The organism is Pseudomonas sp. MF09150 (assembly GCF_059862355.1).
On record NZ_JCBCUS010000005.1, the window covers coordinates 437792 to 458336 of the forward strand.

The following is a 20545-nucleotide window of genomic DNA, read 5'->3' on the forward strand; positions in this document are numbered from 1 at the left end:
GGCGCGCCCACCACCCCGGGCCGTATCTGGTGTTTGCCTTACCCAGGCAACGCATTGGTTTTACGGAGATACATAATGTCTACCTCACCCGTCACCCTCATGGTTGCGCGTCGCGTCGCCAATGGTCGCTATCAGGACCTGATCGCCTGGCTGCGCGAAGGCGAACAACTGGCCACCGACTTCCCCGGCTACCTGGGCTCCGGCGTGCTCGCCCCGCCGCCCGACGATGACGAATTCCAGATCATCTTCCGTTTCGCCGACGAACAGACCCTGCATGCCTGGGAGCACTCCGCTTCGCGTACGGCCTGGCTGGGCCGTGGCGGCGACCTGTTCGCGCACCCGTCGGAACATCGAGTCAGCGGCATCGATGGCTGGTTCGGCGCCATCGGCCAGCGTCCGCCACGCTGGAAGCAGGCAGTGGCCATCTGGCTGGCGTTCTTTCCGGTGTCCCTGCTGTTCAATTTCGTCCTCGGCCCGCTGCTTGCCGACCTGGGGCTGTTGAGCCGGGTATTCGTCAGCACCCTGGCCCTGACGCCACTGATGGTTTATCTGTTTATTCCGCTGTCGACCCACCTGCTGTCCGGCTGGCTCAACAGCAGCGCGCCGCGTCCGCTGCCTGCCGCAGCCTCGACCCAGAACCCTTGAGCACCGGCGGCCGCCGAGCGGTCGCCTGCATTGCCCGGCCGTCGCTGGTATAGTTTTGCTCCACCCGCGACGCGAGCCGTTCATGAATGCTTCCCCTGCCCCGATCCTGATCACTGGCGCCAGCCAGCGAGTCGGCTTGCATTGCGCACGGCGGCTGCTGGAAGACGGCCATCCGGTGATCGTCACCTACCGCACCGAACGCCCGGGGGTCGACGTCCTGCGCAACCAGGGCGCGACCGTGCTGTTTGCCGACCTGTCCGACGAAGCCGGCATCCTCGCCTTCATCAACCAGCTGAAAACCCACACCGACCGCCTGCGCGCCATCGTGCACAACGCCTCCGAGTGGCTGGCAGAAAGCGCCGGCGACGAGGCCGAGGCCTTCACCCGGATGTTCGGCGTGCACATGCTGGCGCCCTACCTGATCAACCTGCATTGCGCCGAGCTGCTGCAGCGCTCGACGGTTGCAGACATCGTGCACATCAGCGATGACGTGACGCGCAAGGGCAGCAGCAAGCACATTGCTTACTGCGCCAGCAAAGCCGGGCTGGAAAGCCTGACCCTGTCGTTCGCGGCCAAGTACGCGCCGCAGATCAAGGTCAACGGCATCGCCCCGGCCCTGTTATTGTTCAACCCCGACGACGACGCGGCGTACCGCGCCAAAGCCCTGGCCAAGTCCGCACTGGGCATCGAGCCCGGCAGTGAAGTGATCTACCAGAGCCTGCGCTACCTGCTGGACAACCCTTACGTCACCGGCACGACCCTGACCGTCAACGGCGGACGGCATGTCAAATAAGCCTTCCTTCGAGGATGTTGTATGACTTTATCCCTGCCCCAGCACTACCGCGAAATACTCAAGGGCATCGGCGAAAACCCGGACCGTGAGGGCTTGCTGGACACCCCCAAGCGCGCGGCCAAGGCCATGCAGTATCTGTGTCATGGCTATGCCCAGTCGGTGGACGAGATCGTCAACGGCGCCCTGTTCGCCTCCGACAGCGATGAAATGGTGATCGTCGCCGATATCGAGCTGTATTCCCTGTGTGAGCATCACCTGCTGCCCTTCATCGGCAAGGCCCATGTCGCTTACATTCCGACCGGCAAGGTGCTGGGGCTGTCGAAAATCGCGCGGATCGTCGACATGTTTGCCCGACGCCTGCAGATCCAGGAAAATCTCACCCGGGAAATCGCCGACGCCGTGCAACAGGTGACCCAGGCTGCCGGCGTCGCGGTGGTGATCGAAGCCAAGCACATGTGCATGATGATGCGCGGCGTCGAGAAACAGAATTCGACCATGCACACCTCGGTGATGCTCGGCGCGTTTCGCGAATCGAGCACCACGCGCCAGGAATTCCTGCAATTGATTGGACGGAGCAAGTAGCAATGCCACAACTTCAGCCAGGAATGGCACGCATCCGGGTCAAGGACCTGTGCCTGCGGACCTTTATCGGCATCAATGAGGAAGAGATCCTCAACAAGCAGGATGTGTTGATCAACCTGACCATCCTCTATGCCGCTCAGGACGCCGTGCGCGATAACGATATCGACCACGCCCTGAACTACCGCACCATCACCAAGGCGATCATCGCCCACGTGGAGGGCAACCGTTTCGCCCTGCTTGAGCGCCTGACCCAGGAATTGCTGGACCTGGTCATGGCCAACGAATCGGTGCTCTATGCCGAGGTCGAAGTCGACAAGCCGCACGCCCTGCGCTTTGCCGAATCGGTGTCCATAACCTTGGCGGCAAGCCGCTAGCCGCAAGCGGCACGTTCAAAACGGACCGGCTTCAACGTGCAGCTTGCCGCTTGAAGCTTTCCCCCACTTCTTCTGCCAGTGAATCCCATGACTTCCCAAGAACGCCTGGAACTTGAAGCCGCCGCCTTTCGCCGCCTGGTTGCCCACCTGGACAGCCGCAAGGACGTGCAGAACATCGACCTGATGAACCTCGCCGGCTTCTGCCGCAATTGCCTCTCCAAGTGGTACAAGGCCGAGGCTGATGAACGTCAGATCGAGCTCAGCCTCGATGACGCCCGTGAAGTGGTGTATGGCATGCCCTACGCCGAGTACAAAGCCAAATACCAGAAAGAAGCCAGCGCCGAGCAGCAAGCGGCGTTTGCCAAAGGAAAACAGCATGACTGACCTGAACACCCTGCGCACCAGCCTCAACAGCGGCGAACACGCCTTTGCCGACACCCTGGGCTTTATCGCTGCGCATTACGACTATCAGCCCCAGGCCTTCGACAATGGAGGCCTGGAAAGCAGCGCCGGGCAGAATGAAGGTTCGTGCAAGACCCTGGGCCTGGCGTTGCTTGAAGGTTTGAGCGATGAAGAGGCCCTGCTGGCCTTCGGTGAGCATTACCGTGCAGTGCTGGCCACCCCTGAAGGCAGCGATCACGGCAATATCCGCGCGCTGATCGCCCACGGCCTGGCCGGGGTCAAATTCGCCAGCGCGCCGCTGGCGCGCAAAGCCTGACCCGTAACGGCGACCGTTGAATCGTCCATAAAAAACCGGCTTGCGCCGGTTTTTTTATGGCAACGGCCTTAGAACGAAGCGTTCTGCAGGCCGTCCAGGTAACGCTCGGTATCCAGGGCCGCCATGCAGCCGGCGCCGGCCGAGGTGATCGCCTGACGGTACACGTGGTCAGCCACGTCGCCGGCCGCGAAGATACCTTCAACGCTGGTGGCAGTGGCGTTGCCGTCACGGCCGCCTTGCACCACCAGGTAGCCATCCTTGAGTGTCAGCTGACCTTCGAACAACGAGGTGTTCGGGGTGTGGCCGATGGCGATGAACACGCCGTCGACTTTCAGCTCATCGAAGCTGCCGTCGTTGTTCTTCAGGCGCGCACCGGTCACGCCCATGTTGTCGCCCAGCACCTCGTCGAGGTTGGCGTTGAGCTTGAGGATGATCTTGCCCTCGGCAACCCGGGCGTTGAGCTTGTCGATCAGGATCTTCTCGGCGCGGAAGGTTTCGCGACGGTGGATCAGGGTCACGGTGCTGGCGATGTTGGCCAGGTACAGGGCCTCTTCAACCGCGGTGTTGCCACCGCCGACCACAGCCACCGGCTTGTTGCGGTAGAAAAAACCGTCGCAGGTGGCGCAAGCGGAAACGCCCTTGCCCATGAACGCTTCTTCCGACGGCAGGCCCAGGTAACGGGCGCTGGCGCCAGTGGCGATGATCAGCGCGTCGCAGGTGTAGGTGGCGCTGTCGCCGGTCAGGCTGTAAGGCTTGGAAGCGAAGTCGACGGCATTGATGTGGTCGAAAACGATTTCAGTCTCGAAACGCTCGGCGTGCTCTTTCATCCGTTCCATCAGCGCCGGGCCGGTCAGGCCGTGGACGTCGCCCGGCCAGTTGTCGACTTCGGTGGTGGTGGTCAGCTGGCCGCCGGCCTGCATGCCGGTGATCAGCAGCGGCTTCAGGTTGGCACGGGCAGCGTAGACCGCGGCGCTGTAACCGGCAGGGCCGGAACCCAGAATAATCACACGCGAATGACGTACATCAGACATGACTCACTCCTATCAACCGGGCCGGATAACCGGGCGCGGAACGCCGGATGACCGGCTGGAATAAAAAAGGACCGCGAAAGCACTTGGGGAAGGCTTGGGCTCGCAAGTCCGAAAAATAATGGGTGAAGCGTATAGAGGGGGCGAAGATTAAGGAAATACGGATTAACAATCCAGCTCATAGGCGGTCTCTATCCGGTGCCTGCGTATTTGACGGTGCCTTTGTTACAGCTGATGTCGACCTGATCACCCCGCTTTCGCCCGCCTGGCAAAGCCGGTAAGGTCGGCGCGTTTCCACACTGCTCGGAGCTCCATATGCCCGCCCCTGTTCTGTCCGGCCCGCAATACCTGCGCGAAGGCCTGAAGCTGGTCCTAAGCCCCGGCCTGCGTTTGTTCGTCCTGCTGCCCCTAATGATCAATCTGGTGCTGCTCGTCGGATTGATCTACCTGGCCGGCCATTACTTCAGCATCTGGGTCGATGGCCTGATGCCGTCGCTGCCGGACTGGCTGAGTTTTCTCAGTTATGTCATCTGGCCATTGTTTGTGGTGCTGGTGGCGCTGATGGTGTTTTTCAGCTTCACCATGCTCGCCAACATCATTGCCGCACCGTTCAACGGCTTTCTGGCCGAGAAGGTCGAAGTGGTGGTGCGCGGCACCGATGACTTCCCGCCCTTCAGTTGGGGGGAACTGATCGCCATGGTGCCGCGCACCTTGTCCCGGGAAATGCGCAAACTGGGTTATTTCCTGCCGCGGGCCCTGGGCCTGTTCATCCTTTCGTTCATCCCCGTGGTCAACCTGATCGCCGCCCCGCTGTGGCTGATCTTCGGCATCTGGATGATGGCCATCCAGTACATCGACTACCCGGCGGACAACCACAAGCTGGGCTGGAACGAAATGCTCGCCTGGCTGCGGCAGAAGCGCTGGCAGAGCATGAGCTTCGGCGGCATCGTCTACCTGGCGCTGCTGATCCCGTTCGTCAATATCCTGATGATGCCGGCGGCAGTGGCCGGGGCCACGTTGTTCTGGGTCCGCGAGCGCGGCGACAAGGAATGTACTCGAGAGTAAGCCCCACAACAGTTCTAAATCACAACAACTAACGTCTGAGAGTGGATGAGTATGGCAACGTGGACCCCATCAATGGAAGATGTATTCGGTATCTTATCGGATAAAATGCAGTCCTACTTTGAGCGAACTAAAAAATCAGTCGAGAGACCTGATGAAAAGGGCGCACCACGAGAAGAAATCGTTCTTGAGTTTTTCAAAGACTTCATGCCAAGCAGTATTGGCGTAGAAAAAGGTTATGCTATTAACCTAAATGGAGATCACTCCCGAGAGTGCGATATTATTTTCTACAGAAAAAACACCTCTCCAATCTTTAAAATATCACCCACGAGCAATTTATATATAATACCAATAGAGGATATATATGGCGCCATCGAAGTAAAATCCTCTTTAACTCAAACTCAAATCAAAAACTGCTTACTCAAAAAAAACTCTCTTAAGAGTTGTTTCGAACGCCGAAATGTTGACGAAGAGGAACACTACGATCTGCCACAACGTGAAGATATCTTTGAAGAATCTATTAGCGAGCCATTTTTTGCTGTATTTTGTTATAGCATTCAACACTCTGGCAAAGACCGTATAAAAGACTTTTATATCCATCTTCACGACCAAAGTAGATTTGACGCCGTATATTGCTTGGACGAAGCTTCATACGTACTTAAAAATGATTTAACAATATCCCGCCATAACTCCCTCAACAGAGGAATAACCAATGACGCAAGTGCCTCAAGCAGCTCAACATTAGACGAGATAGTTTCTCGAGCATGCATGATTGACTTTTATGCAAGATCTTACTCAGACTACATAATTGACAATGTAAAAAATGGCGAACTTTTGATGTTTATGTATGCATACATAAATGACTACATCGAATCAGCAAACCTGCAAAAATACTCCACTTCAGACTATATAGCTCTCTGGAAAAACAAACAAAAATCGTGAAAAGGCTGAATTATTTACCACTACTCACTTCAGTCATGATTTTATAATAAAAATATCACAATGAAGACATGGCCTCAGCCGACACTGAGGTCATGACGACAGCTCTGCATATCACCCTCATCACCGAAACCTTCCCTCCGGAAATCAATGGCGTGGCCAATACCCTGGGCCGCCTGTGTGATGGTTTGCGCGCGCGCGGGCATCAGGTCGATCTGATCCGCCCACGCCAGGGCTGCGACCAGAGCCGCCTCAGCGACGATGGCCTGCTGCTCTGCCGCGGCTGGCCGCTGCCGGGTTACCCTGGGCTGCAATGGGGCCAGTCGTCGATGCACAAGCTGTTGCGGCGCTGGAAACGCCAGCGCCCGGACGTGCTGTACATCGCCACCGAAGGTCCCTTGGGTTTATCGGCCCTGCGCGCCGCACGGCGCCTGGGGATCAGCGTGGTCAGCGGCTTTCACACCAACTTTCAGCAATACTCCAGCCAATACGGCCTGAGCTTGCTGACACGGCTATTGACCCATTACCTGCGCTGGTTTCACAACCGCTCCAAGTTGACCCTGGTGCCCAGCGCCAGCCAGCGCCTGGAACTGGAGCGTCGCCATTTCGAACGCCTGGAGTTGCTGTCCCGAGGCGTCGACAGCCAACTGTTCCACCCGAGCAAGCGCCTCAACGACCTGCGTGAAAGCTGGGGCCTGGGCAATGACGAGCTCGCGGTGATTCATGTCGGGCGCCTGGCCCCGGAAAAAAACCTCGGCCTGCTCAGGCGCTGCTTCGACAGTTTGAAGACGACTTATCCACAACGGCGGATGAAATTGATCGTGGTCGGCGACGGCCCACAACGGGCGGCCCTGGAAAAGGAGTTGCCCGAAGCCATTTTCTGCGGCGCCCAGCGCGGTGAAGCCCTGGCCAGCCACTATGCGTCCGGCGACCTGTTTCTATTCCCCAGCCTCACTGAAACCTTCGGCAACGTGGTGCTGGAGGCCCTGGCCTCGGGGCTGGGCGTGGTGGCCTACGACCAGGCGGCAGCGGCGGCCCATATCCGTCACGGCTATAACGGGGTGCTGGCGATGCCGGGCGATGAAGGGGCATTTTGCGATGCGGCCAATTGGCTGCTGGAGGAGGCCGAGAGCCTGCGCCGGGTGCGGCTCAACGCCCGACAACACGCCAGCCGCCAGGGATGGCCGGCAATTATTGAGCAGTTTGAAAGCCAGCTGCGTGGGGCCTGCCTTGAGGAACCGGTGGTGGTGAAGGGGTCGACCCTGACGTGAAGCCTCACCGGCCGGCCTTGCGCAGGCCGGTGATCAGCGCGGCGCCTAGACCAGCGTGGTCAAGGCCTCGCGGCTGAACGGCAGGATGTCCTGTTCACGTCCTTCGCGGACTTTTTGCGCCCAATCCGGGTCGACCAGCAAAGCGCGGCCCACGGCGACCAGGTCGAATTCGTCGTTGTTCAGGCGCTCCAGCAGCTTCTCCAGACTGGCCGGCTGCGCGATCTTGTCGGTGTTGACCATGAATTGCAGGAACTCGCCATCCAGGCCCACGCTGCCCACGGTGATGGTCGGCTTGCCGGTGAGCTTGCGAGTCCAGCCGGCCAGGTTCAGTGGCGAGCCGTCGAACTCCGGCTCCCAGAAGCGCCGCGTCGAGCAGTGAAAGATATCCACACCCGCGTCCGCCAACGGTTGCAGGAACTCACCCAGGGCCTCCGGGGTTTGTACCAGGCGAGCGCTGTAGTCCTGCTGCTTCCATTGCGAAAAACGCAGAATGATCGGGAAGCCCGGCCCCACTGCGGCCCGCACGGCTTGAATCAACTCAATGGCAAACCGCGAGCGCTTGGCCAGGCTGCCACCGTATTCGTCGGTACGCTGGTTGCTGCCCTCCCAGAAAAACTGGTCCACCAGGTAACCGTGGGCGCCGTGGATCTCTACGCCGTCCATGCCGATGCTCTGGGCATCCTTGGCGGCCTGGGCGAAGGCTGCGATCACCTCCTGGATATCCTGGTGAGTCATGCCGTGGACCACGACCTGGCCGTCCTTGAGTTTTTCCGTCGGGCCATAACCCGGCACGCTGGCATCCGGCTCGGTGCCGATGCGCCGTACGCTGCCCACATGCCACAGCTGCGGGACGATTTTTCCGCCTTCGGCGTGCACCGCGTCCACGACTTTCTTCCAGCCGGCCAGCGCCGCTTCACCGTAGAAGTGCGGCACGTTGGGGTAACCGTTGGAAGCCTTGTGGTCGACCGTGGTGCCTTCGGTGATGATCAGGCCCACACCGGCCGCCGCACGGCGCCGGTAGTACTCGATGACTTTCGAGTTCGGCACGCCGCCCGGGGAGAACGAACGGGTCATGGGCGCCATCACCACGCGGGTCGGCAGCTCCAGGGAGCCGAGCTGAAACGGTTTGAACAGGGCTTGAGCAGACATGCGGCACTCCATGGATAAGCGGATTCAATTCGGCGGGCAGCCGTTGGCCAGAGCCAGGCAGCGGCGAGCTTATGATGGGGATAATATTCTTCGATCAAAGCCCCGCACAGCACTATTGATCAGGGTGATTAAGGTGCAAAAGTGCGAGAGGGGATCGACACACGACGTGTCGTTGCAAGGCAGGAAACCAGCCGGGCAGCGAGGCCCGGCAGTGTCTATCAGCTCAAGGCTTTTTCAATCGCCTGAATCACGGTGGGGTCATCCGGTGCGGTGCGCGGCGAGAAACGCGCCAGGACGCGGCCGTCCTTGCCCAGCAGGAACTTCTCGAAATTCCAGGTGATATCTCCCGGAAACTCAGCCCCCTCACCCGCCAGCAGACGGTACAGCTGATGACGTTCCGGACCGTTCACCTCCAGCTTGCTGCTCAGTGGAAAGGTCACGCCATAGTTGAGACTGCAGAACTCCTGGATTTCCTGCTCGGTGCCTGGTTCCTGGCCGGCAAACTGATTGCACGGCAGGCCCAGCACGCTGAAACCCTGGTCTTTGTATTGCTGGTAGAGGTTTTCCAGCGCCGCATACTGTGGTGTCAGACCACACTTGGAGGCGACGTTGACCACCAGCACGACGTGCCCCTTGAAGGGCGCGAGCGGTAGCTCCTGACCATCCAGGGCTTTCAATTTAAGGTCGTGAAAAGCACTCATGACGAACTCCAGATTCCCGTGTTCTTGCAGAAAAACAGCACCCGACAGTCACACTCACTCGCCGGCAACAACCGTCGCGGACTAAAAAGGCGCCCTCGGGCGCCTCTCCAGTCAACTTGAGCTTAGCGCAGAAAATCAGTGGTGATGACCACCTTCGCCATGGACGTGACCATGGGCGATTTCTTCCTGGCTGGCGTCACGGATGTCGACGATTTTCACCTGGAAGTTCAAACGCTGGCCGGCCAACGGGTGGTTGCCGTCAACGGTCACATCGTCGCCGTCCAGATCACGGATGGTCACGATCTGCATCTGGCCGTCCGGAGCGGAAGCGTGGAACTGCATGCCCACTTCCAGCTCGTCTACGCCTTCGAACATGCTGCGGCTCAGGGTGCTGACCAGTTCGGCAGCGTATTCGCCGTAGGCATCTTCAGGTTCTACGGCAACGGTCAGTTCATCACCGACTTTCTTGCCTTCCAGGGCTTTTTCCAGGCCTGGAATGATGTTGCCTGCACCTTGCAGGTAGACCAGCGGCGCGCCGCCGGCTGAGCTGTCGATGACCTCACCAGCGTCGTTGGTCAGGGTATAGTCGATGGAGACAGCCTTGTTGGCGGCGATCAGCATGGGGGCGAGACCTTTTGCATAAGAATGAAGAACGGACAAGTCTAAACAAGGATTTGCCCGAAAGCGAACAGAACCCGGACGGACGGGCTCGAACGAAGCCGCCGACGGTCACTGGTTTTCATCAGGACGAAGAGCAGCACTGGGTCGCCGAGCTTTCCTGCGGCCACACCCAGCATCTGCGCCACCAGCCACCCTGGCAATCACGGGCCTGGGTCACCGACGCCGCGCAACGGCAGAAAAAAATAGGCCAACCCTTTGCCTGCGGCTGGTGTGCTCAGGGCCTGGATAACGATAACCTTAGCGTCTGACTATCAGGTAGGCGGCCAGACATAGACCGCCACCTTTGCCATGCACCCTTCGAGAACCCGCATGCAAACTTTTTTTATCGCACCCACCGATTTTGGTGTGGGTCTGACCTCCATCAGCCTCGGGCTGGTGCGTACGCTGGAACGGGCCGGGCTCAAAGTCGGCTTTTTCAAACCCATTGCCCAGCCCCATCCGGGCGACACCGGCCCCGAGCGCTCCACCGAACTGATAGCCCGCACCCACGGCCTCAAGCCCCCGCAACCCCTGGGCCTGGCCCATGTCGAGCGCATGCTGGGCGACGGCCAGCTGGATGAGCTGCTCGAAGAAATCATCACCCTCTACCAGGAAGCGGCCGTCGGCAAAGACGTGCTGATCGTCGAAGGCATGGTGCCGACCCGCAGCGCCAGCTATGCGGCTCGGGTCAACCTGCACCTGGCGAAAAGCCTGGATGCCGAGGTGATCCTGGTCTCCGCCCCGGAAAACGAAGTGCTCACCGAGCTCTCCGGGCGTGTCGAGTTGCAGGCCCAACTGTTTGGCGGCCCGCGCGACCCGAAAGTGCTGGGGGTGATCCTCAACAAGGTGCGTACCGACGAAAGCATGGAGGCCTTCGCCGCCCGCCTGAAGGAACACTCGCCGCTCTTGCGCAGCGGTGATTTCCGCCTGCTGGGCTGCATTCCGTTCCAACCGGAGCTGAACGCCCCGCGCACCCGTGACGTGGCCGACCTGATGGGCGCCCAGGTACTCAACGCCGGCGACTATGAAACCCGGCGCATGACCAAAATCATCATTTGCGCGCGCACCATGCGCAACACCGTGGAACTGCTCAAGCCCGGCGTGCTGGTGGTGACTCCCGGCGATCGCGACGACATCATCCTCGCGGTGAGCCTGGCCGCCATCAACGGCGTCCCCCTGGCCGGCCTGCTGCTGACCAGCGATACCCTGCCCGACCCACGGATCATGGAGCTGTGCCGCGGCGCCCTCAACGCTGGCCTGCCGGTGCTGTCGGTGAGTTCCGGCTCCTACGACACCGCCAATCAGCTCAACGGGCTGAACAAGGAAATCCCCATCGACGACCGCGAGCGCGCGGAAATCATCACCGACTTCGTCGCCAGCCACCTCGACGCCCGCTGGCTGCACCAACGCTGCGGCACCCCACGGGAAATGCGCCTGTCCCCGGCGGTGTTCCGCTATCAGTTGATCCAGCGTGCCCAGGAAGCCAACAAGCGCATCGTCCTGCCTGAAGGCAGCGAACCCCTGACCGTGCAGGCGGCGGCCATCTGCCAGGCCCGTGGCATTGCGCGTTGCGTGTTGCTGGCCAAGCCGGAAGATGTCCAAGCCGTGGCCCGTGCCCACGGCATCGAACTGCCCGAAGGCCTGGAGATTCTCGACCCGGACCTGATTCGCGAACGCTACGTCGAGCCGATGGTGGCCCTGCGCAAGAGCAAAAGCCTCAACGCACCGATGGCCGAACAGCAACTGGAAGACCCGGTGGTCATCGGCACCATGATGCTGGCCCTGGATGAAGTCGATGGCCTGGTGTCCGGGGTCATTCACTCCACTGCCAACACCATTCGCCCGGCGCTGCAACTGATCAAGACCGCCCCGGGCTGCACCCTGGTGTCCTCGGTGTTCTTCATGCTGTTCCCCGAGCAGGTTCTGGTCTACGGCGACTGCGTGATGAATCCGCACCCAAGCGCCAGCGAACTGGCCGAGATCGCCCTGCAAAGCGCCGACTCGGCGGCGGCCTTCGGGATCACCCCACGGGTGGCGATGATCAGCTACTCCAGCGGCGACTCGGCCAGCGGTGAGGAAGTGGAAAAAGTCCGCGAAGCCACCCTGCTCGCCCACGAAGCCCAAAGCACCCTGCTGATCGACGGACCGCTGCAATACGATGCCGCGGCCAACGAAGCGGTTGCCCATCAACTGGCGCCCAACAGCCAGGTGGCGGGCAAGGCCACGGTGTTTGTGTTCCCCGACCTGAACACCGGCAACACCACCCACAAGGCGGTGCAGCGCAGTGCCGACTGCGTCAGCCTGGGGCCGATGCTGCAAGGCCTGCGCAAACCGGTAAACGACCTGCCCCGTGGGGCGCAGGTGGACGACATCGTCTACACCATCGCCCTGACCGCGATTCAAGCCGCCAACCGACCTGTGGATATCTAAATGCTGGAATTCCTGCCTGCCGCCGTGCGCGGGGTGATCGCGTCGTTGTTACTGGCGTTGAACACCATCCTGCTGTGCTCGTTCCTGTTCTGCGTGGCGATCTTCAAGCTGCTGCCGTTCGCCCTCACCCAGCGCTTCACCGATTGGCTGATGAGCCATACCCACGAAGCCTGGATCAGCAACAACAATGCCTGGATGAAACTCATCTGCCGCACCCGCTGGCACCTCAGCGGGCTTGAGGGCCTGGACTACCAGCACTCCTACCTGGTCACCAGCAACCACCAGAGCTGGGTCGACATCATGGTCCTGCAATACGTGCTCAACCGGCGCATCCGCCCGCTGAAGTTCTTTCTCAAGCAGGAACTGATCTGGGTCCCGGTCATTGGCCTGGCCTGGTGGGCCCTGGGTTTCCCGTTCATGAAGCGCTACACCAAGGCCTACCTGGAAAAGCACCCGGAGAAAAAAGGCCAGGATCTGGAAACCACGCGCAAGACCTGTGCGAAGTTTCGCAACAATCCGGTGGGAATGTTCAATTTTGCCGAGGGCACGCGCTTTACCGAGGGCAAACACGCACAGCAGCAATCGCCCTTCCGCTACTTGCTCAAGCCCAAGGCCGGCGGCATCGCCTTTGTGCTGGATGCCATGGGCGAACAACTGAAGTCGATCGTCAACGTCACCATCCACTATCCCGGCGGTCGTCCGGGTTACTGGGACCTGCTGTGCGGCAGGGTGAAAGAGGTGGTCGTGCATTTCGAAGAACTGCCGATCCCGCCCCAGTTCATTGGCAAGAACTACGAACAGGACGCCGAGTACCGCCAGCAATTCCAGAGCTGGATCAACCAGCTGTGGCTGGACAAGGATGCGTTGCTGGAAAAAATGCACCGCCAATACCCGGCCAGTCACTAATCACCTGCCCACAAAAAAGCCCGCAGTCGAGTGATCGGCTGCGGGCTTTTTCTTGCCGCTTCAAGCGTGAAGCTCGTAGCGGCTACTGCTTCAAATCGCGCCGCGCTGGCGCAACAGATCCAGCACCTGCTTGACGCTTTCTTCCAGCGACAGTGCCTGGGTGTCGATTACCAGGTCGGCATTCAACGGCACATCGTACGGGAAGGACTCACCCGGGATGTTGTCGCCACCGGCAGCGTACAGACCTTGTGGGTCACGCTCGGCACACACCGCTGGCGAAGCCTGTACGTAGATGGTCAGCAAACGCTCCTTGCCGATCAGCGCCTTGGCCTGCTCACGCCCTTCGGCGTCCGGAGCGACAAAGGCGGCCAGGGTCAGCAGGCCGGCTTCGTTGAACTGACGGGCAACGTGCGCCGCACGACGCCAGTTCTCGGTACGCCCGGCACGGTCCTGCGGCAAGCCCTTGTTCAGGTCATGACGCAGGTTCTGGCCATCCAGGACAAACACCGCACGGCCCATGTCGAACAGCTTGCGTTCAACCGCATAGGCCAGGGTGCTCTTGCCGGCGCCCGACAGGCCGCTGAACAGCACGGTGGCCGGCTGCTGGCCAAAGCGCTGGGCGCGTTCTTCGGTCGCTACATGGGCCAGCTTGCCATGGTGCGTGGCGCTGCCATGGGCCAGCGGCTGGGCGACAATCATGCCGGCGCCCACAGTGCCGTTGGTCAAGCGGTCGATGATGATAAAGGCGCCAGTGGTGCGGTTGCTTTCGTAGCCGTCGAGGGCGATCGGCGCGTCGAGGCTGATCTTGACCTTGCCGATCTCGTTCAGCTGCAAGGCACTGGCCGGGCCTTCTTCCAGGGTGTTGACGTCGACCTTGTTGACGATGCTGGCAATCGAGCCCGGCACGTAACTGGTGGCGCGCTTGATGTCGTACTTCTTGCCCGGCAGCATCGGCTCTTCAGCCATCCACACCAGCATGGCTTCAAAGCTGTCGGTCACCGGCGGCACGTTGTCGGCGTGTACCAGCAGGTCGCCACGGGAGATATCGATTTCGTCTTCCATGGTCAGCGTCACCGCCTGACCCGGACCTGCATGCTCCAGCTCACCTTCGAAGGTGACGATGGACTTGACCCGGCTGCTCTTGCCCGACGGCAGCACGACGATCTCGTCGCCCTTGTGCACAATGCCGCTGGCCAGGGTGCCGGCAAAACCACGGAAGTTCAGGTTCGGACGATTCACGTACTGCACCGGGAAGCGCAGGTCGGTGAAGTTGCGATCGCCGGCCACTTCCACGGTTTCGAGGATTTCCATCAGCGACTGGCCGGTGTACCACGGCGAAAGCTCGGACTTGTTCACCACGTTGTCGCCCTTGAGGGCCGACATCGGCACGAAATGCATGCTGGTGGGCTGCATCTTCAGGCCTTCGGCGAACTTCAGGTAGTCGGCCTTGATCGACTCGAACACACCTTGGTCAAAGCCCTTGAGGTCCATCTTGTTGATGGCCACAACGATGTGCTTGATGCCCAGCAACGAGGCGATGAAGCTGTGGCGGCGGGTCTGGGTCTGCACGCCGTAGCGAGCATCCACCAGGATGATCGCCAGGTCGCAGGTGGACGCGCCGGTCGCCATGTTGCGGGTGTACTGCTCATGGCCGGGGGTGTCGGCAATGATGAATTTGCGCTTGGCGGTGGAGAAATAACGGTAAGCGACATCAATGGTGATGCCCTGCTCACGCTCGGCCTGCAGGCCGTCGACCAGCAACGCCAGGTCGATGTCGTCACCGGTGGTACCGACTTTCTTCGAGTCGCGGGTAATGGCTTCCAGGTGATCTTCGTAGATCATCTTGGAGTCGTGCAGCAAGCGCCCGATCAGCGTGCTCTTGCCGTCGTCGACGTTACCGCAGGTCAGAAAGCGCAGCAGCTCTTTACGTTCGTGCTGGCCCAGGTAAGCGAGGATGTCCTCGCTGATCAAATCAGATTGATGCGACATGACAGCCCCTTAGAAATAACCTTGACGTTTTTTGTCTTCCATCGAGCCTGCGCCATCGTGGTCGATGACCCGGCCCTGGCGCTCGGAAGTTCGCGTCAGGAGCATTTCCTGGATGATGTCCGTCAGGCTTTCGGCCTCGGACTCCACCGCGCCCGTCAACGGGTAGCAGCCAAGGGTACGGAAACGTACTTTCTTTTTGACGATACGGGCTTTGTCTTCATCGGACAGGTGTTCGAGGATCCGCTCGTCGTCAATCATGATCAGGGTGCCGTTCTTCTCGATCACTTCGCGTTCGGCGGCGAAGTACAGCGGCACGATCGGAATGCCTTCGAGGTAGATGTACTGCCAGATATCCAGCTCGGTCCAGTTCGACAACGGGAACACGCGGATCGATTCGCCCTTGTTGACCTTGCCGTTGTAGACGTTCCACAACTCGGGGCGCTGGTTCTTCGGGTCCCAGCGGTGCTTGCTGTCGCGGAACGAGTACACGCGCTCTTTGGCACGGGATTTCTCTTCATCGCGACGGGCACCACCGAAGGCGGCATCGAAGCCGTACTTGTCGAGGGCCTGTTTCAGGCCTTCGGTCTTCATGATGTCGGTGTGCTTGGCACTGCCGTGGGTGAAAGGGTTGATGCCCTGCGCCACACCGTCCGGGTTGACGTGGGTGATCAGGTCCAGGCCCAGTTCCTCGACCATCTTGTCGCGGAACCTGTACATCTCCTGGAATTTCCACTGGGTGTCGACGTGCATCACCGGGAACGGCAGTTTGCCGGGGAAGAACGCCTTGCGGGCCAGATGCAACATCACGGCGGAGTCTTTACCGATGGAGTACAGCATCACCGGGTTATCGAACTCGGCGGCCACCTCGCGGATGATGTGGATGCTTTCCGCCTCCAGCTGTTTCAGATGCGTCAGTTTGTCGACCATGGCTACTCACGAAAGCTTTCTTATGGACGGCCATCGGGCCGTGTTCGAGCGGGGCATGCTAGCACAGCGTCATCTTCTAATCAGGCCGCCAGATAGAACGAAACGATATATGAATATATCGCCTCGTTAGGGCTCGACCGAGCCTTTCACCGCCGAGGATCAGATCGGATTCGGGCAGTCGATAAACAGATGCTCCAGGGCAAAACGCCGCGCCAGGTAGTCGCCCAGTGCCTGTACCCCGTAGCGTTCAGTGGCATGGTGGCCGGCGGCGATAAAGCTGATGTCGTTTTCCCGGGCGCTGTGGAAGGTCTGCTCCGAGGCTTCGCCGCTCAGGTACAGGTCGACCCCGGCCAGCACCGCCTGGTCGATGTAACCCTGGCCACCACCGGTGCACCAGCCCACGCGGCGGATCATCTCGCTGCCTTCGATCAGCAACGGCTCGCGGCCCATGGCTTCCTGCACGCGGCGGGCAAAGTCGCGGGCCGTCATCGGCTCGTTCAAGGAGCCCACCAGACCGACGACTTTCGGGTTTTCCGGGTCCAGCGGGCCTTCGACGGTGATGTCCAGCTGCCGCGCCAGTTGCACGTTGTTGCCGACCTCCGGGTGCAGGTCCAGCGGCAGGTGATAGGCCAGCAAGCTGATGTCGTGCTTGAGCAGGGTTTTCAACCTACGCTGCTTCATACCGGTGATGCAGGGGTTCTCGCCTTTCCAGAAATAACCATGGTGCACCAGCACCAGGTCAGCCTTGGCCTCGACCGCGGCGTCGAGCAGCGCCTGGCTTGCGGTGACCCCGCTGACAATGCGCATCACCTGCGGCCGGCCTTCGACCTGCAGGCCGTTGGGGCAATAATCGGCGATCCGCGAACTGCCCAGATATCGGTCCGCTTCTTCTACCAGGGTGCTCAGGGCAACGGCCATAAAAGACTCCTAAATATCCCGTTCAGAGGCGCGCGTGGCCTCGTATAATGCGCGACATTATGGGCCGTGTGCGGTCCTTCGTAACCACCCAGGACTTGCTCAATGCTCAAGGCTCTGCGTTTTTTTGGCTGGCCGCTGCTGGCCGGCGTGCTTATCGCGCTGCTGATTATCCAGCGTTACCCGCAATGGGTCGGGCTGCCCAGCCTGGACGTCAACCTGCAGCAGGCGCCGCAGACCACCAGCACCCAGCAAGGCCCGGTGTCCTATGCCGATGCAGTGGTCATCGCCGCACCGGCGGTGGTCAACCTCTACACCACCAAGGTGATCAACAAAACCGCCCATCCGCTATTTGAAGACCCGCAGTTCCGGCGCTTCTTCGGCGACAACCTGCCCAAGCAGCAGCGCATGGAGTCGAGCCTGGGTTCGGGGGTGATCATGAGCCCGGAAGGCTATCTGCTGACCAACAACCATGTAACCACCGGCGCCGAGCAGATTGTGGTGGCACTCAAGGATGGTCGCGAAACCCTGGCCCACGTCATCGGCAGCGATCCGGAAACCGACCTCGCGGTGCTCAAGATCGACCTGAAGAACCTGCCATCGATCACCATCGGCCGCTCGGAAAATATCCGCGTCGGCGACGTCGCGCTGGCCATCGGCAACCCGTTCGGGGTCGGCCAGACGGTGACCATGGGCATCATCAGCGCCACCGGACGCAACCAGTTGGGCCTGAACAACTACGAAGACTTCATCCAGACCGACGCCGCCATCAACCCGGGCAACTCCGGCGGCGCCCTGGTGGACGCCAACGGCAACCTGACCGGCATCAACACCGCAATCTTCTCCAAGTCTGGCGGCTCCCAGGGCATCGGCTTTGCCATCCCGATCAAACTGGCCATGGAGGTGATGAAGTCGATCATCGAGCACGGCCAGGTAATTCGTGGCTGGCTGGGGATCGAGGTGCAGCCATTGACTCAGGAGCTGGCGGAATCCTTTGGCCTGTCCGGACGCCCGGGGATCGTGGTCGCGGGGATCTTCCGCGATGGCCCGGCGCAGAAAGCCGGCATGCAGTTGGGTGACGTCATCCTGAGCATCGATGGCGAGCCGGCAGGCGACGGTCGACGCTCGATGAACCAGGTGGCGCGGATCAAACCCAGCGACAAGGTCAGCATCCTGGTGATGCGCAATGGCAAGGAGCTCAAACTCACCGCCGAAATCGGCCTGCGCCCACCGCCAGCACCGGTTAAAGAACAAGAGTAAGTGCCGACCGGGGGCGACCCCGGTTAAAAGCATGCATTCTCATTGGTCATGTTATATTGTTTCAATATCGCTATTGGAACGATGCCATGACGTCTCGCAAAATCGTCTCCCTGGCAGGCCTGACCCTGGGCCTGCTGGGGGATCCTGTCTTCGCCGAAGATCCGCAAACCGTTGAACTGGACGCCATCAGCGTCACCTCTGAATTTCCCTCGGCCAGCGAACCGCACAAAGGTTATCGCGCCACCTATTCCAGCGGCGCGACCAAGACCGACACCGCGCTCCGCGACATCCCGCAATCCATCAGCGTCATCCCCGCCAGCGTGCTCACGGACCTGGGCAGCAACCATGTCGAGCGCGCCCTGGAATTCGCCGGCGGGGTTTCCAAGCAGAACAACTTCGGCGGCCTGACCCTCTACGAATACAGCGTGCGCGGCTTCACCACTTCAGAGTTCTACAAGGACGGTTTCAGCGCCAACCGCGGTTATCCCAGCACCCCGGACGCGGCCAATATCGAGCGCATTGAAGTGCTCAAGGGCCCTGCCGCCAGCCTTTACGGGCGTGGCGACCCAGGGGGCACGGTGAATATCGTGACCAAGAAACCCCAGCCCGAGGCCTTCGCCACCCTGCAGACCAGCGCCGGCAGTTGGGACCGCTATCGCACCGCCCTCGACCTCAATACCCCGCTCGACGAGCAAGGCAAACTGCTGTCGCGGGTCAATCTGGCGGTGGAGGACAATCACAGCTTTCGCGATCACGTCGACAGCAAGCGGGTTTTCGTCGCGCCCTCCTTCAGCTGGCAACTGGACCCGGACACCCGCCTGACCCTGGAAAGCGAGTTGGTTCGCCACAGCTCCACCTTCGATCGGGGCATCGTCGCCCCCAATAATCGCTGGAGTGGCGTTTCGCGCTCGACCTTTCTTGGCGAACCCAACGACGGCGACATCGACAACCACAACAACCTGCTGCAAGCGGCCCTTGAGCATCAGCTCAATGACGCCTGGTCATTGCGCCTGGCCAGCCACTACAAGCAAGGCCAGCTATGGGGCTTTGCCTCGGAAAGCCGCCCGCTGAACCCCAACGGCCACAGCGTCAATCGCCGCTATCGCGAGCGCGACACCTCGTGGCACGACAGCATCAGCCAGCTGGAACTGCGCGGCCGTTACGACCTTGGCAGCTGGCAGCATGAGCTGCTGATCGGCAGCGAGTACGAGGACTACCGCAAGAACGAGCGCATCACCACCCGCGCCGGCGGCGGCTACGCCATCGATATCTACCACCCGGTCTACGGCCAGACGAAACCGGCGGGCCTACCCTCCGGCACCGATTTCTTCGAGCATGTGCGCAGCCAGGCGCTGAACCTGCAGGATCAGATCATCTTCAGCGAACGCCTACGTGGCCTGATCGGCGTACGTTTCGAGCATTTCGAGCAGGCCATCGATAACCATGTCAGCGGCAAGACCAGCCGCCAGACCCACGACGCCTTGACCCAACGAGTCGGCCTGCTCTACCAGCTGACCCCGCAACTGGGCCTGTTTGCCAACGCCTCGACCTCCTTCAAGCCGAACAATGGCCTGGACGCGGCCGGCAAGTCGTTCACCCCCGAAGAAGGTGTCGGCTATGAGGCCGGACTCAAGAGCGAACTGTTCGACGAGCGCCTGAGCGCCACTCTCGCCGCGTTCCACATCGAAAAGAAAAACGTCCTGGCGCTGGACCCAGGCACCGACTCCAGCCGCGCCATGGGCGGGGCCCGCAGCCAGGGTGTCGACCTGCAACTGAGCGGGCAACTGACGGACGCGGTACGGGTGATCGGCGCCCTGGCCTACATCGATGCCGAGGTCACCAAGGGCGACCAGGCGATTCCCGCCGGCAGCCGGATCCTGGGCGTGGCCAAGCGCAGCGGCAGCCTGCTGGGGGTGTATGAATTCCAGAATGGCTGGCTGCGCGGCTCCGACGCAGGCGCGGCCTTCACCTACGTCGGTGACCGCTCGGGTGAAGCCGGAGGCAACTTCGAGTTGCCGGCGTACCACACGGTCGACCTGCTGGCGCACTACAAGGCCAGCGACGAACTGACCCTGGGCCTGAACCTGAACAACCTGTTCGACGAAAAATACTACGAGCGCTCCTACAGCAACTACTGGGTCAACCCCGGCGAGCCGCGCAATTTCACCGTCAGCCTGACACTCAACCTGTAAAAGG

Annotated in this window: 21 protein-coding genes; 14 read left to right on the forward strand and 7 right to left on the reverse strand. The window is 60.7% G+C overall.

Features of this window, described 5'->3' with window-relative positions:
* Positions 1-75: 75 nt before the first annotated feature.
* The 6 genes from AC19YX_RS20945 to AC19YX_RS20970 all read left to right on the forward strand — a co-directional run bounded on the left by AC19YX_RS20945 (position 76) and on the right by AC19YX_RS20970 (position 3112).
* Positions 76-645, forward strand: coding sequence for an antibiotic biosynthesis monooxygenase (locus AC19YX_RS20945; RefSeq protein ID WP_078469861.1), 570 nt, complete (start codon positions 76-78; stop codon positions 643-645).
* An 82-nt stretch (positions 646-727) separates the two neighbouring features.
* On the forward strand, positions 728-1438 hold the full coding sequence (gene folM / locus AC19YX_RS20950; protein WP_201129487.1) for a dihydromonapterin reductase: 711 nt from the start codon (positions 728-730) through the stop codon (positions 1436-1438).
* Between the two features lie 21 nt (positions 1439-1459).
* Entirely contained in the window at positions 1460-2020 is a 561-nt protein-coding gene (gene folE, locus AC19YX_RS20955) for a GTP cyclohydrolase I FolE (protein ID WP_078469859.1), read from the forward strand.
* A gap of 2 nt (positions 2021-2022) precedes the next feature.
* Positions 2023-2394: a dihydroneopterin triphosphate 2'-epimerase gene (gene folX, locus AC19YX_RS20960; RefSeq protein WP_020297174.1), complete on the forward strand. Its 372-nt coding sequence runs from the start codon at positions 2023-2025 to the stop codon at positions 2392-2394.
* Positions 2395-2481: 87 nt separating this feature from the next.
* Positions 2482-2778, forward strand: a complete 297-nt coding sequence (locus AC19YX_RS20965; protein ID WP_020297173.1) for a DUF1244 domain-containing protein — start codon at positions 2482-2484, stop codon at positions 2776-2778.
* Positions 2771-3112: a HopJ type III effector protein gene (locus AC19YX_RS20970; protein ID WP_078469858.1), complete on the forward strand. Its 342-nt coding sequence runs from the start codon at positions 2771-2773 to the stop codon at positions 3110-3112. Before AC19YX_RS20965 ends, AC19YX_RS20970 begins: the two co-directional genes overlap by 8 nt.
* Positions 3113-3180: 68 nt before the next feature.
* Here the strand turns inward: AC19YX_RS20970 and trxB are convergent, their stop codons facing one another.
* A complete protein-coding gene (gene trxB, locus AC19YX_RS20975; RefSeq protein ID WP_078469857.1) occupies positions 3181-4143 on the reverse strand; it encodes a thioredoxin-disulfide reductase in 963 nt (320 codons plus the stop codon).
* A 312-nt stretch (positions 4144-4455) separates the two neighbouring features.
* Here trxB and cysZ point away from each other — a divergent pair, with 312 nt between their 5' ends.
* The 3 genes from cysZ (at position 4456) to AC19YX_RS20990 (ending at position 7412) form a co-directional block, all read left to right on the forward strand.
* Entirely contained in the window at positions 4456-5205 is a 750-nt protein-coding gene (gene cysZ, locus AC19YX_RS20980; protein WP_500606910.1) for a sulfate transporter CysZ, read from the forward strand.
* Between the two features lie 72 nt (positions 5206-5277).
* Complete coding sequence (locus tag AC19YX_RS20985) at positions 5278-6144, forward strand: DUF6602 domain-containing protein (protein WP_500606911.1); 867 nt, start codon at positions 5278-5280, stop codon at positions 6142-6144.
* A 68-nt stretch (positions 6145-6212) separates the two neighbouring features.
* Positions 6213-7412, forward strand: a complete 1200-nt coding sequence (locus AC19YX_RS20990) for a glycosyltransferase family 4 protein (RefSeq protein ID WP_500606912.1) — start codon at positions 6213-6215, stop codon at positions 7410-7412.
* A 45-nt stretch (positions 7413-7457) separates the two neighbouring features.
* Here the strand turns inward: AC19YX_RS20990 and AC19YX_RS20995 are convergent, their stop codons facing one another.
* The 3 genes from AC19YX_RS20995 to AC19YX_RS21005 form a co-directional block, all read right to left on the reverse strand.
* Positions 7458-8561, reverse strand: coding sequence for an NADH:flavin oxidoreductase (locus tag AC19YX_RS20995; RefSeq protein ID WP_201129483.1), 1104 nt, complete (start codon positions 8559-8561; stop codon positions 7458-7460).
* A 218-nt stretch (positions 8562-8779) separates the two neighbouring features.
* Complete coding sequence (locus AC19YX_RS21000; RefSeq protein WP_078469853.1) at positions 8780-9262, reverse strand: glutathione peroxidase; 483 nt, start codon at positions 9260-9262, stop codon at positions 8780-8782.
* A gap of 135 nt (positions 9263-9397) precedes the next feature.
* On the reverse strand, positions 9398-9883 hold the full coding sequence (locus AC19YX_RS21005; RefSeq protein ID WP_020297166.1) for an FKBP-type peptidyl-prolyl cis-trans isomerase: 486 nt from the start codon (positions 9881-9883) through the stop codon (positions 9398-9400).
* A gap of 53 nt (positions 9884-9936) precedes the next feature.
* Here AC19YX_RS21005 and AC19YX_RS21010 point away from each other — a divergent pair, with 53 nt between their 5' ends.
* The 3 genes from AC19YX_RS21010 (at position 9937) to yihG (ending at position 13258) form a co-directional block, all read left to right on the forward strand.
* Complete coding sequence (locus AC19YX_RS21010; protein WP_421548033.1) at positions 9937-10191, forward strand: DUF3565 domain-containing protein; 255 nt, start codon at positions 9937-9939, stop codon at positions 10189-10191.
* Positions 10192-10252: 61 nt separating this feature from the next.
* A complete protein-coding gene (gene pta / locus AC19YX_RS21015) occupies positions 10253-12352 on the forward strand; it encodes a phosphate acetyltransferase (protein ID WP_078469851.1) in 2100 nt (699 codons plus the stop codon).
* Positions 12353-13258 (forward strand): 1-acylglycerol-3-phosphate O-acyltransferase, YihG family, encoded by a 906-nt coding sequence (yihG, locus tag AC19YX_RS21020; RefSeq protein WP_078469850.1) that lies wholly within the window; start codon positions 12353-12355, stop codon positions 13256-13258.
* 90 nt (positions 13259-13348) lie between these two features.
* Here the strand turns inward: yihG and cysN are convergent, their stop codons facing one another.
* From cysN to AC19YX_RS21035, 3 genes are all read right to left on the reverse strand, one after another.
* Positions 13349-15247, reverse strand: coding sequence for a sulfate adenylyltransferase subunit CysN (cysN, locus tag AC19YX_RS21025; RefSeq protein ID WP_500606913.1), 1899 nt, complete (start codon positions 15245-15247; stop codon positions 13349-13351).
* 9 nt (positions 15248-15256) lie between these two features.
* Positions 15257-16174, reverse strand: a complete 918-nt coding sequence (gene cysD, locus AC19YX_RS21030) for a sulfate adenylyltransferase subunit CysD (protein WP_020297160.1) — start codon at positions 16172-16174, stop codon at positions 15257-15259.
* A gap of 159 nt (positions 16175-16333) precedes the next feature.
* Complete coding sequence (locus tag AC19YX_RS21035) at positions 16334-17092, reverse strand: Nif3-like dinuclear metal center hexameric protein (RefSeq protein ID WP_078469849.1); 759 nt, start codon at positions 17090-17092, stop codon at positions 16334-16336.
* 102 nt (positions 17093-17194) lie between these two features.
* On the opposite strand from AC19YX_RS21035, the gene algW reads away from it, so the two are divergent.
* Complete coding sequence (gene algW, locus AC19YX_RS21040) at positions 17195-18349, forward strand: Do family serine endopeptidase AlgW (protein ID WP_020297158.1); 1155 nt, start codon at positions 17195-17197, stop codon at positions 18347-18349.
* A gap of 86 nt (positions 18350-18435) precedes the next feature.
* Positions 18436-20541, forward strand: coding sequence for a TonB-dependent siderophore receptor (locus tag AC19YX_RS21045; protein ID WP_500606914.1), 2106 nt, complete (start codon positions 18436-18438; stop codon positions 20539-20541).
* Positions 20542-20545: the final 4 nt, after the last annotated feature.

Excerpts from the sequence above, each read along its gene's own strand:
- AC19YX_RS20970 (WP_078469858.1), top strand. The coding sequence starts at position 2,771 with ATGACTGACCTGAACACCCTGCGCACCAGCCTCAACAGCGGCGAACAC.
- cysZ (WP_500606910.1), top strand. The coding sequence starts at position 4,456 with ATGCCCGCCCCTGTTCTGTCCGGCCCGCAATACCTGCGCGAAGGCCTG.
- folX (WP_020297174.1), top strand. The coding sequence starts at position 2,023 with ATGCCACAACTTCAGCCAGGAATGGCACGCATCCGGGTCAAGGACCTG.
- AC19YX_RS20945 (WP_078469861.1), top strand. The coding sequence starts at position 76 with ATGTCTACCTCACCCGTCACCCTCATGGTTGCGCGTCGCGTCGCCAAT.
- cysN (WP_500606913.1), bottom strand. The coding sequence starts at position 15,247 with ATGTCGCATCAATCTGATTTGATCAGCGAGGACATCCTCGCTTACCTG.
- trxB (WP_078469857.1), bottom strand. The coding sequence starts at position 4,143 with ATGTCTGATGTACGTCATTCGCGTGTGATTATTCTGGGTTCCGGCCCT.
- yihG (WP_078469850.1), top strand. The coding sequence starts at position 12,353 with ATGCTGGAATTCCTGCCTGCCGCCGTGCGCGGGGTGATCGCGTCGTTG.
- AC19YX_RS21035 (WP_078469849.1), bottom strand. The coding sequence starts at position 17,092 with ATGGCCGTTGCCCTGAGCACCCTGGTAGAAGAAGCGGACCGATATCTG.
- AC19YX_RS21005 (WP_020297166.1), bottom strand. The coding sequence starts at position 9,883 with ATGCTGATCGCCGCCAACAAGGCTGTCTCCATCGACTATACCCTGACC.
- AC19YX_RS20995 (WP_201129483.1), bottom strand. The coding sequence starts at position 8,561 with ATGTCTGCTCAAGCCCTGTTCAAACCGTTTCAGCTCGGCTCCCTGGAG.
- cysD (WP_020297160.1), bottom strand. The coding sequence starts at position 16,174 with ATGGTCGACAAACTGACGCATCTGAAACAGCTGGAGGCGGAAAGCATC.
- AC19YX_RS20965 (WP_020297173.1), top strand. The coding sequence starts at position 2,482 with ATGACTTCCCAAGAACGCCTGGAACTTGAAGCCGCCGCCTTTCGCCGC.
- AC19YX_RS20985 (WP_500606911.1), top strand. The coding sequence starts at position 5,278 with ATGGAAGATGTATTCGGTATCTTATCGGATAAAATGCAGTCCTACTTT.
- folE (WP_078469859.1), top strand. The coding sequence starts at position 1,460 with ATGACTTTATCCCTGCCCCAGCACTACCGCGAAATACTCAAGGGCATC.
- AC19YX_RS21045 (WP_500606914.1), top strand. The coding sequence starts at position 18,436 with ATGACGTCTCGCAAAATCGTCTCCCTGGCAGGCCTGACCCTGGGCCTG.
- folM (WP_201129487.1), top strand. The coding sequence starts at position 728 with ATGAATGCTTCCCCTGCCCCGATCCTGATCACTGGCGCCAGCCAGCGA.
- AC19YX_RS21000 (WP_078469853.1), bottom strand. The coding sequence starts at position 9,262 with ATGAGTGCTTTTCACGACCTTAAATTGAAAGCCCTGGATGGTCAGGAG.
- pta (WP_078469851.1), top strand. The coding sequence starts at position 10,253 with ATGCAAACTTTTTTTATCGCACCCACCGATTTTGGTGTGGGTCTGACC.
- algW (WP_020297158.1), top strand. The coding sequence starts at position 17,195 with ATGCTCAAGGCTCTGCGTTTTTTTGGCTGGCCGCTGCTGGCCGGCGTG.
- AC19YX_RS20990 (WP_500606912.1), top strand. The coding sequence starts at position 6,213 with ATGGCCTCAGCCGACACTGAGGTCATGACGACAGCTCTGCATATCACC.